This is a genomic window from Streptomyces sp. NPDC037054 (genome assembly GCF_055606745.1).
Genome location: NZ_JBVJSJ010000009.1, coordinates 12,826 through 28,263 on the forward strand (window position 1 = coordinate 12,826; position 15,438 = coordinate 28,263).

Here is a 15,438-nt window from a genome sequence, read left to right on the forward strand (position 1 = left end):
GGAGGCGAGCCGGTGGCGCGGGACCGACGGACAAGGAGCACCGTGGCCGGACAACAGCGGCGGGACGCGGACCTCGACGTGAAACCGGCCGCCGGGCACATCGGGGCCGAGATCACCGGCGTCGACCTCGCCGGACACCTCGACGACGCCGTGGTCGCCGCCGTCCGGGCGGCACTGCTGCGCTGGAAGGTGCTGTTCTTCCGCGGGCAGCGCCTGGACCACGCCGGACACGTCGCGCTCGCGCGCAGATTCGGCGAGCCGGTCCGCCTCGGGCGGCGCGGCAAGGCGTCCCCCGCCGACGTACCGGAGATCGAGACGACCGCCGACCGGCTGGAACTCGGCGGCCGGTTCGGCATGGAGCACGACGAGTGGCTGCGGCGCCGCCGCCACACCCTGCTGCGCGGCTGGCACTGCGACCACGGCGCCCGCGTCGACCCGCCCGCCGCGACGATCCTGCGCGCCGAGACCGTCCCGCCGTACGGCGGCGACACCACCTGGTCGAACCTCGCCGCCGCCTACGCCGGACTGTCCGCGCCCGTGCGGGAGTTCGCCGACGGCCTGCGGGCCGAACACCGGCTCGGCGTCGGCTACCAGCCCCGGCCCGGCGACGACGCGTACGTCCGGCACCTGCTGGGCCATCAGGTCGCCTCGGTGCACCCGCTGGTACGCGTCCACCCGGAGACGGGGGAGCGGATCCTGTTCGTCAACGGCTACTACGTCGAGCAGATCACCGGCCTGTCCCGGGCGGAGAGCCGCGCGGTCCTGGACATGCTGCTGGAACAGGCGACCCGCCCCGAGTACACGGTCAGGTTCCGCTGGGAGCCGGGCAGCGTCGCCTTCTGGGACAACCGCGCCACCATCCACCTCGCCCCGGGCGACAACGCGCACCTCGACCACCCGCGCGTCATGCACCGGGTGATGCTCGCCGGTGACGTGCCCGTCGGCCCGGACGGCAGGCCCTCGGAACCGGTCACCGGCACGGAGCCCGGCCGCTGGTGACCGACGGCCACCAGGGCGGGGCGCCGGCGCGGGGGCGGTGGTCCGGTGCGGTGGGGCGTTGCGGTGCGGTGGTTCGGTGCGGTGGGGCGGTGGGGTGGTTCGGTGCAACAGGGCGGTGCGGCGGGGCCGGGGCGCCGGTCACTCGTCGTTGTCGCGCCAACGCCCGCCCTCGGGAGGCGTGTCGAAGCGGGTGGCCGCCGACGCGTTCCCGCCGGGGCCGTCGCCCGCGAAGTCGTTGCCGGTGACCCGGCCGCCCTTCCAGCTGCCGTCCCTCGTGATCCACACGGCGATGTCCTGGGTGCGCGGCGACCGGTCGTCCCAGAAGCGGTTGCCGTCCATCTGGCCGCCCGACACCTCCGCGTCGACGGTGAGGCCGGCACGCGGGCCGGGGGAGCCGGGCACCTCGTACGCGGCACCGTGCGCGGGCGTGCCGCCGAGCCAGGCCGTGCCCGCGCCCGGCCGCCACGGCACGAGGGCGAGGACGGTCGACGTGTTGGACGCCACCCGCGCGCTGTACGGGCCCACCGTCAGCTCCTTGCCGCGGTGCCCGTCCGGGGTCCAGTCCGCGGTCTCGTCCTCCAGGGACAGGCCGCCCGGGCGCACTCCCGCGCCGCCGCCCGACGCGGCCGGGGCGGCCCGGCGGCCGTTGTTGTGGACGCGGTTGCCGAGGATCGCCGGGTCCCGCAGCGGAGCGTCCACGCGGATCCCGTCGAGCGCGTTGTCCCGGATGTCGTTCGACTCCAGCACCAGGTCCGCCATGGGCTCCTGGTCGCCGCCGGCCAGATTGTGCTGCCAGTAGCCGTACCGGCCGTTGTTGCTGACGCGGTTGCCGCGGAAGGCGTACGGGCCGGGGGTGTTGCCGACGCCGAGTCCGTCCCGGACGTTGCCGTCGATGACGCAGCCGGTGACGATGCCGCCCCGGCCGCCGACCGACGTCGTGCCCTGCGAGGACACGTCGAACCCGGCCTCGTGGTTGCCGATCATCGTGGACGACGTCACCAGCAGCCCGTCGGCTCCCCAGTCGGAGATGCCGTAGCGGTTGTCCTCGGTGTGGCAGGCGGTGATGCGGATGCCGCGCGGCGGCGTCCAGGACTCCTGCTGGAGCTCGACGAAGATGCCGTTGGTGCCGTTGCCGGTCGCCGTGCACGACGTCACCGTGAGCCGCTCGACGCCGCCCCAGCCGCCGACGCCGATCCCGAGGCCGGCGCCGCCCATTTTCTCGCCCGGGTCCTGCCGCCCGCACCGCGCCGCGAGCACGCCCTCGACCACGGTGTCCTGGAGGAAGTCGCAGCCGAACCCGGTGGCCGCGGTGTCGTGGATGTACAGGTCGCTGAACCGGCCCCGCAGCACGTACTGCAGGCCGAGGCCTTTCGCGAGCGGGTCGTACTCCTGCGTCCACACGTCCGAGCCGTCGATCTCGAAGTGCGCGAACGTGACGTCGGCGATGTGCCGGTCCCGGCTCGCGCCGTGCTCCCGGCTGGTGAACCAGGCGAGCGGCACCGGCCGCGTCGGCGCGCCCGGATTGCTCAGCCGGAACCGGGTCGCGCCCCGTCCGGCCCCGATCAGGGACACGCCGCTGCGCCACACGGTCGCCCGGTCCCGGATCACGTAGTCCCCGGCCGGGACGTGGATGACGCGGGGCCGGCCGTCGGCCGCGCAGGCCCCGCCCAGGGTGTCCACGAGTTCCTGGAGGGCGGGCTGGTCGTTGGTCCTCCCGTCACCCACCAGCCCGTAGGCACGGGCGTCGGCCGTCAGCGGCACGGACATGGGCGCTCCTTCCCGGCGGACGGACGCACCCCGCCCACCGCACGGCGGGCCCGGGAGGCCTCGCCACCCGGGCCCGCCGAGTGCCCCGAGGTGCCCGGCGCCACACGCGGTCCACCGGGCAGACGCAAGCCGGTGGGCGTACGCGGTCCGTCCGGCGGAAGGAAGCCGATCGGCCTGCGCGGTCCGTCCGGCACGCGTGGCCCGCCCGGCATGCGCCGCCTTCCCGGCAGGCGCAATTCGCCCGGCACGCGCCGCCCTCCCGGCGCACGCGGGCCGCCGTCGCGTGCGGCCGACCCGGGGGCCGTTCGTCTCAGAAGGTGCGCCCGAGCAGGTCCAGCAGCGCTGTCCAGTGACGCTCGTCCCCGTCCCGGTCGTACGCGGCCGTGTCGGCCTGCGTGAAGCCGTGGCGTGTCCCGGCGTACACCTCGCAGCGGTGCCGGACCCCGGCCTCCGTGAGGGCGTTCTCCAGGCGCTCGATCTGCTCGGGCGGCAGCGACGGGTCCTGGTCGGCGTGCCCGAAGTACAGTTCGGCCGTGATCCGGGGCGCCAGCAGGTGCGGACTGTCGGGGGTGTCCGTCGCGAGCCGCCCGCCGTGGAAGCCGGCCGCGGCGGCGATCCGCTCCGGGTACGTGCCGGCGGTCAGCAGGGCGAGCCGTGCGCCCATGCAGTACCCGGTGAGCGCCACCGGCCCGTCGGCCGCCGCCGGACAGCCCGCCAGCCACCGCAGGTACGCGCCGGCGTCGCGCATGGCGAGTTCGGGCGTCAGGGACGTCATGATCGGGCGGAGCCGCTCGAAGATCTCCGGGCGCGCCCCGGGGTCGATGAACGCGGGCAACTCCGTGACCGGCGCGGGCCCGTGACGGTGGAACAGGTTCGGCACCAGCACCGTGTACCCGGCCCCGGCCCCGGCCAGCCGGTCGGCCATGGCCCGCAGCGACGGACGCGGCCCGAAGGCGTCCATGTAGAGCAGCACCGCCGGGCGCGGGCCCGCGTCGGCGGGGTGGACCAGATACGCGTCGGCGCTGCCGTCGTCGGTGGGAACGTCGACGGCCGAGCCCTGTACGGCGGTCATGTCCGGGACTGCCTCTCTGCGGTGGGGGACGGGCGGGCGACCCGGCCCGGCGGGAGGGGACCGGATCCCGGCCATCGTGGCACGCGCCCACCCGTCCACCGAGCCCGCCCCCGCCCCCGGCCTCCTGGCCCGGAGCTCACTCGAAGCGGGAGGTGTCTCCCGCCCCGTGGCGGACGATCTCGGCCTCGCCGGAGGAGAAGTCGACGACCGTGGTCGGCTCGGTGCCGCACTCCCCGGAGTCGACCACCGCGTCCAGCACGTGGTCGAGGCGGTCCTTGATCTCCCAGCCCTGCGTCATCGGCTCGTCCTCGCCGGGCAGCAGCAGCGTGCTGGACAGCAGCGGCTCGCCCAGCTCGGCGAGCAGCGCCTGCGTCACCACGTGGTCGGGGATGCGCACGCCGACCGTCTTCTTCTTCGGGTGCTGGAGCATGCGCGGCACCTCCCGGGTCGCCGGGAGGATGAACGTGTAACTGCCCGGTGTGGAGGCCTTGATGATCCGGAACACGTCGTTGTCGATCCGCACGAACTGGCCGAGCTGCGCGAAGTCCTGGCACACGAGGGTGAAGTGGTGCCGGTCGTCCAGCTGACGGATCGTCCGGATCCGGTCGATGCCGTCTCGGCTGCCCAGCCTGCAGCCCAGCGCGTAGCAGGAGTCCGTCGGGTACGCGACGAGCGCGTCGGAGCGGATGCCGTCCGCGACCTGGGCGATGGTGCGCGGCTGCGGGTTGTCGGGGTGCACGTCGTAGTACTTCGCCATCCGCCGAGCTTATGCCCCTCGGCGGGCCGCGGCCGCCCGGCCCGGACGCCCCTCGCCCGCCGACCCTCCCGCGCTTCGCCCGGCCGCCGTCCCGCACCCCGCCCGGCGGCCCTCCCGTGCCTCGCCCGGCGGCCCTCCCGCACCTCCGGGCATGGCCGAAAAGCGCCGGTAGAGGCCTTGTCGGTCCCGGAATCGGCGCCCTCACCGGCGACCGGTTCAGGCCACCCGTGAGGTAACGTCCGGACGGGGGAGGCCGACGAGGAACGAGGAGAAGGCCGACATGGCGGGCCGAGAGGACGGCAGACGACGGACGGCGACGGTCGACGGCGCATCCGCGCCGTGGGCCGAGAAGCTGCTGGAACACCTGCGTCCCACCGGACGCGACATCGGCCGGGTCCTCGCCTGGCTCGCCGAGACCGTCGACGGACAGGTGTGCCTGCGCGACGACACCGGCGCCGTGCTCGCCGGCACCCCGCTCACCCTCGACGAGAAGCTCGTCGCCGGCATCGTCGCCGGCCGCATCGCCACCGCCGCCTGCGAGGACCGCGGGCACCACCTGCGCCTGGTGCGGGTGGAGCAGCCCGGCTCCGCCCGGGGCGCCGTCCTCGCCGTCGCCCGCCGCGCGCCCTTCGACCGGCGGGCCTCCGACATCGTCACGCACACCGCGCAGGTCGTGGAGATCCTGCTGCGCGCCCACGAGTCCACCGCCGCCGGGCACCGGCTGGAACGCGCGACGTCCGACCTGCGGCTGGCCATCCTCCAGCTGCTGATGGTCGAGGACACCGTCTCCGCACGCCGCGTCGCCGCCGGACTGTGGCCCGGCCTGCTCGACACGGACACCGCCTGCGTGTACGTCGTCGAGAGCTGCACGGAGGACCGCGACCGGCTCGCCGACGCCTGTCTGGAGGTCACCGGCGACCACGCCCTCGTCGTGCGCTGTCCGGCCATGGACGGCCACGTCATCGTCGTCACCTCGCGCGAGAGCGTCGGGGGAGCGCTGCGCTCCCTGGTCGCCCGGCACGAGGACACCTTCCTCGGCGGCAGCGCCCGACAGCGCCTCGCCAACACCGCCGCCGCCTACGGGCAGGCCGTCAGCGCCCTCGCCGTGGCCCGCTTCCGGCCCGACAAGACGGCCGTCTACGCCGAACGCACCCACCCGGAACGCCTGATGGACCCGGCCGCGCTGCGCGACTGGACGTACCACGTCCTGCGTCCGCTGGACGCGCTGCCGCACCACACCCGTGCCGAACTCCTCGCCACCACTCGCCTCGGCCTCGAGTTCACCGCCGTCAGCACCGCCCGGATCCTCGGCGTGAGCCGCAACACCGTACGGGCCCGGATGGAACGGATGGAGGCCCTGCTGGGCATCGACTTCACCGACCTCACCGTCCGCGCCACCGTGCAACTCGCCCTGAACACCCAGATAGCCCTGACCGAGACCGTCGCCGACGGCGCGGTCGCCCGCCCGGACGCCACGGGGCTCGGCGACCTGCTGGCCTCTCCCGCCGTGCGCAGCTGGGCGCGGGACCTGCTCGGCAGGCTGGACGACGACGCCCGCAACCTGCGCCGCACCCTGCGCACCTGGATCGCGGCCGGGGGCAACGCCGAACGCGCCGCGCAGACCCTCGGCGTCCACGCGCAGACCGTCCGCGAACACGTCCGCAGCGCCGAACCCGTCCTCGAACACCAGCTCCTGGCCGGCGGCGGCGACCTCTACGAGGTCGTCCTCGCCCATCTCGCCGTCGGCGACCTCGACCGGCCCGCGCTGGGCGGGACGAAAACGGGCCATCCGGACTCACTTGTGCACGGCTGAGTGCCGCGGGGCGCGCAGCGGGCACCGACGCGATTCACAACGGCCGCGCCCTGCACGTAGGTTCATCGAGCCGGGGGCACGACCGGAACGGGGGACCGGTCGCGCCCCGCGGCCTCCTGCCCGGCACGACGCGACGTCTCGCGGTGCCGGTGACAACGGACGGCGCCCCCGTACGACCGTGACGAGCCCCCCCCCGTACGGCCGTGACCGAGACGCCCCCGTACGGACGGTGACGAACGGTGCCGCTCGGTCGCGGCAGCCCCCACCCCTCTTCGCGTCCTCCTCTTCGACGGCCCTGTGTGCCCGGTACGAGGCCGGGTACCCGTCCCGCGCCGACGGGTCCGCACGCGGGGACCCGGCACGACAACCACGAAGCAGATGGAGGAGGCCCGCATGACCAGTGGCGCCGAGACCGGAGGCGTGACCGGAACGCAGGACAAGGACTACAACCTGATCTGGTACGTGGAGGCGTGCCTCAACAACGCGCTGCGCCTGGAGACCTACATCCAGGACGCGGAGCGCACCAACGACACCGAGGTCGCCGACCTGTTCCGCAAGGCCCAGGCGGACAGCCGCAAGGGCGCCGAACTGGGCAAGAACCTGCTGCGCGCACGCCTCGGCGGCGGCTGACGGCACGTCACCGCGCGGCCCGGACCCCGGACGAGCGGGGCCCGGGCCCTCGTGCGCCGGGACCGGGCAGCGGGCCGGTGTGGGCGAAGCCACGTCCCGGGGGAGGCGCCGCTCACATCGCGCGGGTCGGGCCGCCCACTACCGTCGGCCCGACCGCCCCTTCCCCCAGCAGTCCGGACGGCCCGCCCGTGCACGCAGAACTCTCCCCGGTCGTCGCGGCGACCGCGCAGTGGCTCACCCGCGCCTTCCCCGCCGGAGGCGGCGCGCTGGCCGCGGCGCTGTGCGAGGCGCAGGCGCGACAGGCCGTCACGGTCGCCGCGTGCCTGCGCTACCCGACGCCCATGGACGCCGCGCTCGTCGCCCTCGCGGGCCCCGGCGGCTCCGCGAGGCTGGACTGGGTGACGGGCGCCGACGGCGCGGCGGACGGCGGGGACGACCACGCCTGGCGGACCTGGGTCGACGAGGTCGTCGCCAGCTGGGCGGCCTGCCTGCTCGGCGACCCCGGCCTCGCGGCGCTCGCGGTGACCGCGCTCGCCGCGTCCGACCACCCCACCGGCACCCCGGCCGGCTTCCGCCGGCTGCTCGCGCCCGACGAGGGCGACCGGCGCGCGGCGGCGCTGCTGCGCCACCCCGACCTGCTGGCACCCGTCGCGGAACTGCACCAGCCCCAGCTCCTCGACCGGCTCAGGCCCGGGCGCACGCTGATCGCCTGACGACCGGGCACGTCCTCCGACCGGGCGATCCCCCTCGTGACCTGTGCGAACACACGCCACCGGCCGTGGTCACCCTCCGTCAATCACCGGAATGCCGTACGCGACCGTGCCCCGGCTCGTCGGACGGCGGAAGCTGAGGCGGGGCTCGAAGGCCTCCGGAGAAGACAGGGCGACCCGGCCGCGCATCCCGCGCCGGGCTACCACGCCGCCGACGGAGGAGAGAACCGCATGACCACCGCCAACCCACCGGGCTGGGAACACGCCGTCGTCACCGGGGGAGCCGGCTTCCTCGGCTCCCACCTGTGCGCCGCGCTGCTGACCTCGGGCACCGCGGTCACCTGCGTGGACGACTTCAGCACCGGCCGGGCCGAGAACATCACGCCGCTGCTCGACCGCCCGGGCTTCACCCTGGTGCACGCCAACGTCGTCGAGGGCATCCCGGTCAAGCGGCCCCCCGACCTCGTGCTGCACCTGGCGTCGCCCGCGTCCCCGGCCGACTACCAGCGCCTGCCCCTGCACACCATGGAGACCGGCAGCCTCGGCACCCGCCACGCCCTGGAACTCGCCCACACGTCCTCGGCCCGCTTCCTGCTCACCTCCACCTCCGAGGTGTACGGCGACCCGCAGCAGAACCCGCAGGACGAGCGCTACTGGGGCAACGTCAACCCGGTCGGCCCGCGCAGCGTCTACGACGAGGCGAAACGCTTCGCGGAGGCGCTCACCACCGCCCACGCCGAGACGCACGGCACCGACACCTGCATCGTGCGCCTGTTCAACACCTACGGACCGCGGATGCGGGGCCACGACGGGCGTGCCGTGCCCACGTTCGTCCGCCAGGCGCTCGCCGGCGAACCCCTCACCGTGACCGGCGACGGACGCCAGACCCGGTCCCTGTGCTACGTCGACGACACCGTGACCGGCATCCTCGCGGCGGCCGCCAACGGGCTGCGCGGCCCGGTCAACCTCGGCAACCCCGCCGAGATCACCATGCTCGACCTGGCCCGGCTCGTCATCGAACTCAGCGACTCCGGATCGGAGATCCGCTTCATCGACCGTCCCGTGGACGACCCCGCCGTGCGCTGCCCGGACATCACCCTGGCCCGCGACAAGCTCGGCTGGGAACCGCGCGTGAGGGCCGAGGAGGGCCTGCGCCGCACCATCGCCTGGTTCCGGGCCGAGGCCGGCGGCGAAGGCCCGCCCGACGCCGACGCCTGACCGCGCCCGCGCCGCACCCGCGCCTCGTCCGCGCGGCCACCGGCTCCGTCCCGATCCGCCGAAAGGCCTGGCCCTCATGCGAATCCTCGGAATCAACGCGCTCTTCCACGACCCCGCCGCCGCCCTCGTCGTCGACGGACGCACCGTCGCCGCCGCGGAGGAGGAGCGGTTCTCCCGGCGCAAGCACGGCAAGCGGCCGCTGCCGTTCTCCGCCTGGGAACTGCCCGAGAAGGCCGCCGCCTGGTGCCTGGAGCACGCCGGCCTGCGCCCGCAGGACCTCGACGCGGTGACCTACTCGTACGACCCCTCGCTCGCCCGCCCCGCCCAGGAGATGGGGCTCGACGACCCCTGGGACCACCTGCGGCAGACCTACGCCCGCGAGGCCCCCGGCTTCCTGAAGGCGGCGCTGCCCGGCCTGGACCCCGGCATCGTGCGCTTCGTGCCGCACCACATGGCGCACGCCGCGTCGGGCGCCTTCGCCGCGCCCGGCGCCGAGAACTCCTCCGTCCTCGTCCTGGACGGCCGCGGCGAACGCGCCTCCCACCTGGCGGCCCGCCGGGTCGGCGACCGCGTGGAGGCCCTGCACGCCCAGGACCTGCCGCACTCCCTCGGCCTGGTCTACGAGGAACTCACCGAGCACCTCGGATTCCTGCGCTCCTCCGACGAGTTCAAGGTGATGGCGCTCGCCTCCCACGGCACGCCGCGCATGCTGGACGAACTGCGCCGCCACGTGTACCCGACCGGTGACGGCGGCTTCCACGCCACCGGCGTGCCCTGGCCCGAACTGTGCCCGCCGCGCGGCCCGGACGAGCCGTGGACGCAGGCCCACGCGGACGTCGCCGCGAGCGCGCAGGCCGTCCTGGAGGAGACGCTGCTCGACCTGGTGCGCTGGCTGCACGGCCGCACCCACGACAGCGTGCTCACCCTCGCCGGGGGTGTCGCCCTCAACTGCGTCGCCAACTCCCGCATCGCCCGCGAGGGCCCCTTCGACCGGGTGTGGGTGCAGCCCGCCGCGGGCGACGCCGGCACCGCACTCGGCGGCGCCCTGCTGCTGTCCGCCGCCACCGGCGACGAGCCGGAACCCATGACCGGCGCCGACCTCGGCCGCGACTGGTCCGACGCGGAACTCGGCGCCTGGCTGAAGACGGCGGCCATCCCCTTCGAACGCCCGCCGGACATCGCCGCGACCGTCGCCCGCGCCCTCGCCGACAACGGCATCGTCGCCTGGTTCCAGGGCCGCTCCGAGTACGGGCCGCGCGCCCTCGGGCACCGCTCCCTGCTGGCTCACCCCGGGCACGCGGGCAACCTGGAACGGCTCAACGACGTCAAGGGCCGCGAACAGTTCCGGCCCGTCGCGCCGATGGTGCTCGCCGACCGCGCCGCCGACATCTTCGACGGCCCGCTGCCCAGCCCGTACATGCTGTTCGTGCACGACGTCGCCGCCGAGTGGCGCGAGCGGATCCCGGCCGTCGTGCACGTCGACGGCACCGCCCGCATCCAGACCGTCGACCCGGCGGGCGAACCGCTCGTCGCCCGCATGCTCACCGAGTTCGAGCGGCTCACCGGACTGCCCGTCGTCGTCAACACCAGCCTCAACACCGCCGGCCGCCCCATGGTCGACGACCCGCGCGACGCCCTGGAGTGCTTCGGCTCCTCACCCGTCGACCTGCTGGCCATCGGGCCGTACGCCGTCCGGCGCGGCGACTTCTTCCGCACCGAAGAGGGAGACCCGCGATGACCGGACACGACGGCACACCGGACCCAGGCCGTCCGCCCGCGACGAACGAGCCCACCGGCACACCTGGCCGAGGCCGTCAGCCCGCGACGACCGGGCCCACCGGCACACCGGACCGACGACGTGCGCCCGCGACGACCGGGCACGACGCCGCACCGGCGTACGCCGTGGTGATCCCGACGCTCGGCCGCCCCAGCCTCGGCGCCTGTCTGCGCGCGCTCGCCGGGACGGACGGACCCGGCCCGCGACACGTCGTCCTCGTCGACGACCGGCCCGAACCCGGCGGCCCCGCCGTCACCGCCCACGTGCCCCCGGCACTGCGCCCCCGGACCACCGTGGTGCGCGGCGCGGCACGCGGCCCCGCCGCCGCCCGCAACGCCGGGTGGCGCGCGGCCGGTGACGTGCCCTGGATCGTGTTCCTGGACGACGACGTCGTGCCCGGCCCCGGTTGGGCGGACGACCTCGCCCTCGACCTGGCCGGGGCGACCTCCCGGGTCGCCGGGATCACCGCCCGCATCGAGGTGCCGCTGCCCGCCGACCGCCGGCCCACCGACTGGGAGCGCACCACCGCCGGGCTCGCCACCGCCCGCTGGATCACCGCCGACATGGCCTGCCGGCGCACGGCACTGGAGTCCGTCGGCGGCTTCGAGGAACGCTTCCGCCGCGCCTTCCGCGAGGACGCCGACCTCGCGCTGCGCCTCCTCGACGCCGGCTGGACCCTCACCGAGGGCCGGCGCACGACGACGCATCCCGTACGGCCGACCGGACGCTGGACCTCCGTCCGCGTGCAGGCGGGCAACGCCGACGACGTCCTCATGACGCGGCTGCACGGCCGCGACTGGTGGCACCGGGCCGACGCCCCGCGCGGCCGGCTGCCCGGCCACCTCGCCGTGACGGCGGCCGGTACGGCGGCCGTGACCTGCGCCCTGCTGCGCCGGCCCCGCCCCGCCGCGTTGTGCGCCGCCGTCTGGCTGGCCGGTACCGCCGAGTTCGCCGCCGCCCGCGTCCTGCCGGGACCGCGCACCCGCGACGAGATCCTCACCATGCTGCTGACCAGCGCGGCCATTCCACCGGCCGCCACCTGGCACTGGCTGCGCGGCCGGATCACCCACCGCACCGTCCCGCCGCACCCCGCCGGGCAGCGGCGCGGGCCGGCGACGCCGGTGCGCGCGGCGGCCGGGGAACGGACCCGGTCATGACGAGCCCCAGCATTTCGTCGGCCGTCGCGCACGGCCCGTTCGCTGCCGTGCGACCCCGCCCCGGACCGACGCGCAGCCCCGCGGAGCGGCGATGAACACCGCCCGAAGCGGCCTTCCCCGCAGCCTCGTCGTCCGGCTCGACAGCGCAGGAGACGTGCTGCTGGCCGGGCCCGCCGTCCGTGCCGTCGCGGCCGGGTCCTCGTACACCGCGATGCTCTGCGGACCCCAGGGCGAGCCCGCCGCGCGGCTGCTGTCCGGGGTGGACGACGTGCTCACCTTCGACGCGCCCTGGGTGGGCCTCGAACCGCCGCCCGTCACGGACACCGCCACGCGGCGACTCCTCGACGCGGTCGCGGCCGGCCGTTTCGACCGGGCCCTGGTGCTCGTGTCGTACCACCAGAGCCCTCTGCCGGCCGCGCTGCTGCTGAGGCTGGCCGGCGTCGGCCGGATCGCCGCCGACAGCGAGGACTACCCGGGCGCCCTCCTCGACCTGCGTCACCGCCGCGCGCCCCACCGGCACGAGGTGCTCGCCGCCCTCGACCTCGCGCGGGCCGCCGGATGCCCGCTCCCGCCCGGCGACGACGGCGGGCTCCGCGTCACGGCACCGCTGCCCGACACCGCGCACCTGACCGGGCGCGGACCGTACGTCGTCGTGCACCCCGGCGCCGCCGTACCGGCCCGCGCCTGGAGCCCCGCCCGCGCGGCCCGCGCCGTCAGCGCGCTCGCCGCGGCCGGACACCGGGTCGTCGTCACCGGCGGGCCGGCCGAACGGGCCCTGACGGCACGCGTCGCCGGACGGCACGCCCGCGACCTCGGCGGCGCCACCGACCTGCGCACGCTCGCCGGGGTACTGGCCGGGGCCGGTGTCCTGGTCGCCGGCAACACCGGCCCCGCTCACCTCGCCGCCGCCGTCGGCACGCCCGTCGTCAGCCTCTTCGCGCCCGTGGTGCCGGCCGACCGGTGGGCACCGTACGGCGTGCCGCACGTCGTGCTCGGCGACCAGGGGGCACCCTGCGCCGGCAGCAGGGCGCGGCACTGCCCGGAGCCCGGCCACCCCTGCCTGGACGGCATCGGCGACGCCGAGGTGCTCGCCGCGGTGGCCACGCTCACCCGGCCTCGCGGGGACGGCGCACACGGGGGCGGCGTACGCAGGGACGGCCTACGCAGGGACGGCGCACGTGGAGAAGACGCGCGCGGGGACGGCGTACGGCATCCGCCGGACGACGCGGCCGACCGGGGGGAGCAGACGGAACGAGGAGCACCCGTATGAACATCCTCCTGTGGCACGTGCACGGCTCCTGGACCACGGCGTTCGTGCAGGGCCCGCACACCTACGTCGTCCCCGTCACCCCGGGCCGCGACCCGGACGGACTCGGCCGGGCCGCGACGTTCGCCTGGCCCGCGTCCGTGCGCGAGGCCACGCCCGAGGAACTGCGGGACACGGCCGTGGACCTGGTCGTCCTCCAGCGTCCGCACGAACTCGCCCTCGCCGAGCGCTGGTTGGGCGGACGCCGCCCCGGACGGGACGTGCCCGCCGTGTACCTGGAGCACAACGCCCCGGACGGCGACGTGCCCGGCACCCGGCACCCGTGCGCCGATCGCGACGACCTCACGATCGTCCACGTCACCCACTTCAACCGGCTGTTCTGGGACTGCGGGACGACGCGCACCGAGGTGATCGAGCACGGCGTCGTCGACCCCGGCCACCGGTACACCGGCCGGCTCCCTCGCGCCGCCGTCGTCGTCAACGACCCGCTCCGGCGCGGCCGGTACACCGGCACGGACCTGCTGCCCGCGCTCGCCGCCGCGGCACCCCTCGACGTGTTCGGCATGCGCACCGGCGGCCTGGCCGCACACCTCGGACTGCCACCGGACCGCTGCCGCGCCGCCGACCTGCCCCAGCGCGAACTGCACGCGGCGATGGCGGAACGCCGGCTGTACCTGCACCCGGTGCGCTGGACGTCCCTCGGCCTGTCCCTGCTGGAGGCGATGCACCTCGGCATGCCCGTCGTGGCGCTCGCCACCACCGAGGCGGTCGAGGCGGTCCCGCCCGGCGCGGGCACCCTGTCCACCCGCCCCGACGTCCTGGCCGCCGCCGCCCGCCGCTACCTGGCCGACCCGGACGCCGCCGCCGAGGACGGGACCCGCGCCCGCCAGGCGGCCCTCGAACGCTACGGCCTCAAACGCTTCCTGGCCGACTGGGAGCGCCTGATCACGGAGGTGTGCGCATGACCCCGTCCCTCAGCTCCTTCCCGACGGGTGCCTTCGGCGGCGACCGCCTCGACCCCGGCACCCTGGACATCGCCATGGTGTCGGAACACGCGAGCCCCCTCGCCGCCCTCGGCGGCGTGGACGCCGGCGGGCAGAACGTCCACGTCGCCTGCCTCGCCGCCGCCCTCGCCGACCGGGGACACCGCGTCACCGTCCACACCCGCCGCGACGCGCCCGACCTGCCCGACCGGGTCCGGACCCGGGACGGCGTCGAGGTGCACCACGTCCCCGCCGGCCCGCCCGAGCCGCTGCCCAAGGACGAACTGCTGCCCCACATGGCCGAGTTCGGCGAGATCCTGGCCCGCGAGTGGCGCCGCCGCGCACCCGACCTGGTGCACTCCCACTACTGGATGTCCGGCCTCGCCGCGCTCGCCGCCGCCCGTGACCTCGGCCTGCCGGTCGTGCACACCTACCACGCGCTCGGCACGGTCAAGCGCCGCCACCAGCGGCTCGCCGACACCAGCCCGCCGGAGCGCATCGCGGGCGAGATCGAGGTCGGCCTCGCCTGCGACCGCGTCGTCGCCACCTGCCGCGACGAGATCGCCGAACTCGCCCGCATGGGCATCCCCGCCCACAAGACGGCCGTCGTCCCCTGCGGCGTCGACACCGACCGCTTCACGCCCACGGGACCGGCCGCGCCCCGCGGGCCGTACCGCCACCGGCTCGTCCAGCTGGGCCGGCTCGTGCCCCGCAAGGGCGCCGCCGTGTCCGTCGCCGCGCTCGCCCGGCTGCCCGACACCGAACTCGTCCTGGTCGGCGGACCTCCGCCGGACCGGCTCGACGACGACCCCGAGGCACGGCGGCTGCGCGGCATCGCCCGCGACGCCGGGGTCGCCGACCGGGTCCGCTTCACCGGCGGCGTGGCCGGCGAGGACGTGCCCCGGCTGCTGCGCTCGGCCGACGTGGTGCTGTGCCCGGCCGACTACGAGCCCTTCGGCATCGTCCCGCTGGAGGCGATGGCCTGCGGCCGCCCGGTCGTCGCCAGCGCCGTCGGCGGCCAGCTCGACACCGTCGCCGACCCCGCCACCGGACGCCTCGTGCCGCCCCGCGACCCGCAGGCGCTGGCCCGCGCCGTCGCCGGACTGCTCGCCGACCCGGCCGCCCGCGCGGCCTGCGGGGCGGCCGGCCGCCGCCGGGTCCTCAGCCGCTACGGCTGGAGCCGCGTCGCCGCGGCCACCGAGTCGGCGTACTGCGAGGTCCTCGATGCCGAGCCCGCCGCCACCGGAACCGGATGACCACCACCGAACCGGCCACCGGGACCGGATGA

13 protein-coding genes are annotated in these 15,438 nt (G+C 75.9%); 10 read left to right on the forward strand and 3 right to left on the reverse strand.

From position 1 onward, the window contains the following. Window positions 1–42: 42 nt before the first annotated feature. The gene (locus ACZ7D7_RS21820; RefSeq protein WP_470826260.1) at window positions 43–999 is read left to right on the forward strand and encodes a TauD/TfdA dioxygenase family protein; all 957 of its coding nucleotides are present in this window, start codon (window positions 43–45) and stop codon (window positions 997–999) included. A gap of 138 nt (window positions 1,000–1,137) precedes the next feature. On the opposite strand, the gene ACZ7D7_RS21825 is transcribed toward ACZ7D7_RS21820, so the two are convergent. The 3 genes from ACZ7D7_RS21825 to ACZ7D7_RS21835 form a co-directional block, all read right to left on the reverse strand. After that, window positions 1,138–2,766 carry a right-handed parallel beta-helix repeat-containing protein gene (locus ACZ7D7_RS21825; protein ID WP_470826261.1) on the reverse strand — a complete coding sequence of 543 codons (1,629 nt, stop codon included), beginning with the start codon at window positions 2,764–2,766 and terminating at the stop codon, window positions 1,138–1,140. A 310-nt stretch (window positions 2,767–3,076) separates the two neighbouring features. After that, complete coding sequence (locus ACZ7D7_RS21830) at window positions 3,077–3,838, reverse strand: dienelactone hydrolase family protein (RefSeq protein WP_470826263.1); 762 nt, start codon at window positions 3,836–3,838, stop codon at window positions 3,077–3,079. Between the two features lie 136 nt (window positions 3,839–3,974). Then, window positions 3,975–4,595, reverse strand: a complete 621-nt coding sequence (locus ACZ7D7_RS21835) for an L-threonylcarbamoyladenylate synthase (RefSeq protein ID WP_470826265.1) — start codon at window positions 4,593–4,595, stop codon at window positions 3,975–3,977. Between the two features lie 280 nt (window positions 4,596–4,875). On the opposite strand from ACZ7D7_RS21835, the gene ACZ7D7_RS21840 reads away from it, so the two are divergent. From ACZ7D7_RS21840 to ACZ7D7_RS21880, 9 genes are all read left to right on the forward strand, one after another. After that, complete coding sequence (locus tag ACZ7D7_RS21840; protein ID WP_470826266.1) at window positions 4,876–6,408, forward strand: helix-turn-helix domain-containing protein; 1,533 nt, start codon at window positions 4,876–4,878, stop codon at window positions 6,406–6,408. A 393-nt stretch (window positions 6,409–6,801) separates the two neighbouring features. Further along, the gene (locus ACZ7D7_RS21845) at window positions 6,802–7,038 is read left to right on the forward strand and encodes a hypothetical protein (RefSeq protein WP_470826267.1); all 237 of its coding nucleotides are present in this window, start codon (window positions 6,802–6,804) and stop codon (window positions 7,036–7,038) included. Between the two features lie 188 nt (window positions 7,039–7,226). Beyond that, complete coding sequence (locus ACZ7D7_RS21850) at window positions 7,227–7,751, forward strand: hypothetical protein (RefSeq protein WP_470826269.1); 525 nt, start codon at window positions 7,227–7,229, stop codon at window positions 7,749–7,751. A gap of 228 nt (window positions 7,752–7,979) precedes the next feature. Then, the gene (locus tag ACZ7D7_RS21855; protein ID WP_470826271.1) at window positions 7,980–8,966 is read left to right on the forward strand and encodes an NAD-dependent epimerase/dehydratase family protein; all 987 of its coding nucleotides are present in this window, start codon (window positions 7,980–7,982) and stop codon (window positions 8,964–8,966) included. Between the two features lie 76 nt (window positions 8,967–9,042). Continuing rightward, window positions 9,043–10,704, forward strand: a complete 1,662-nt coding sequence (locus tag ACZ7D7_RS21860; protein WP_470826272.1) for a carbamoyltransferase family protein — start codon at window positions 9,043–9,045, stop codon at window positions 10,702–10,704. Beyond that, window positions 10,701–11,900 carry a glycosyltransferase family 2 protein gene (locus ACZ7D7_RS21865; RefSeq protein WP_470826273.1) on the forward strand — a complete coding sequence of 400 codons (1,200 nt, stop codon included), beginning with the start codon at window positions 10,701–10,703 and terminating at the stop codon, window positions 11,898–11,900. Before ACZ7D7_RS21860 ends, ACZ7D7_RS21865 begins: the two co-directional genes overlap by 4 nt. 91 nt (window positions 11,901–11,991) lie before the next feature. Beyond that, window positions 11,992–13,170: a glycosyltransferase family 9 protein gene (locus tag ACZ7D7_RS21870; RefSeq protein WP_470826274.1), complete on the forward strand. Its 1,179-nt coding sequence runs from the start codon at window positions 11,992–11,994 to the stop codon at window positions 13,168–13,170. Next, window positions 13,167–14,132, forward strand: a complete 966-nt coding sequence (locus ACZ7D7_RS21875) for a glycosyltransferase (RefSeq protein ID WP_470826276.1) — start codon at window positions 13,167–13,169, stop codon at window positions 14,130–14,132. The genes ACZ7D7_RS21870 and ACZ7D7_RS21875 overlap by 4 nt, the downstream gene beginning before the upstream one ends. Continuing rightward, entirely contained in the window at window positions 14,129–15,406 is a 1,278-nt protein-coding gene (locus ACZ7D7_RS21880; protein ID WP_470826277.1) for a glycosyltransferase, read from the forward strand. The genes ACZ7D7_RS21875 and ACZ7D7_RS21880 overlap by 4 nt, the downstream gene beginning before the upstream one ends. The last annotated feature ends 32 nt before the right edge of the window (window positions 15,407–15,438 follow it).

Coding starts and splice junctions, on each gene's coding strand:
- ACZ7D7_RS21875 (WP_470826276.1), top strand. CDS start 13,167: ATGAACATCCTCCTGTGGCACGTGCACGGCTCCTGGACCACGGCGTTC.
- ACZ7D7_RS21825 (WP_470826261.1), bottom strand. CDS start 2,766: ATGTCCGTGCCGCTGACGGCCGACGCCCGTGCCTACGGGCTGGTGGGT.
- ACZ7D7_RS21880 (WP_470826277.1), top strand. CDS start 14,129: ATGACCCCGTCCCTCAGCTCCTTCCCGACGGGTGCCTTCGGCGGCGAC.
- ACZ7D7_RS21830 (WP_470826263.1), bottom strand. CDS start 3,838: ATGACCGCCGTACAGGGCTCGGCCGTCGACGTTCCCACCGACGACGGC.
- ACZ7D7_RS21840 (WP_470826266.1), top strand. CDS start 4,876: ATGGCGGGCCGAGAGGACGGCAGACGACGGACGGCGACGGTCGACGGC.
- ACZ7D7_RS21865 (WP_470826273.1), top strand. CDS start 10,701: ATGACCGGACACGACGGCACACCGGACCCAGGCCGTCCGCCCGCGACG.
- ACZ7D7_RS21870 (WP_470826274.1), top strand. CDS start 11,992: ATGAACACCGCCCGAAGCGGCCTTCCCCGCAGCCTCGTCGTCCGGCTC.
- ACZ7D7_RS21845 (WP_470826267.1), top strand. CDS start 6,802: ATGACCAGTGGCGCCGAGACCGGAGGCGTGACCGGAACGCAGGACAAG.
- ACZ7D7_RS21835 (WP_470826265.1), bottom strand. CDS start 4,595: ATGGCGAAGTACTACGACGTGCACCCCGACAACCCGCAGCCGCGCACC.
- ACZ7D7_RS21855 (WP_470826271.1), top strand. CDS start 7,980: ATGACCACCGCCAACCCACCGGGCTGGGAACACGCCGTCGTCACCGGG.
- ACZ7D7_RS21860 (WP_470826272.1), top strand. CDS start 9,043: ATGCGAATCCTCGGAATCAACGCGCTCTTCCACGACCCCGCCGCCGCC.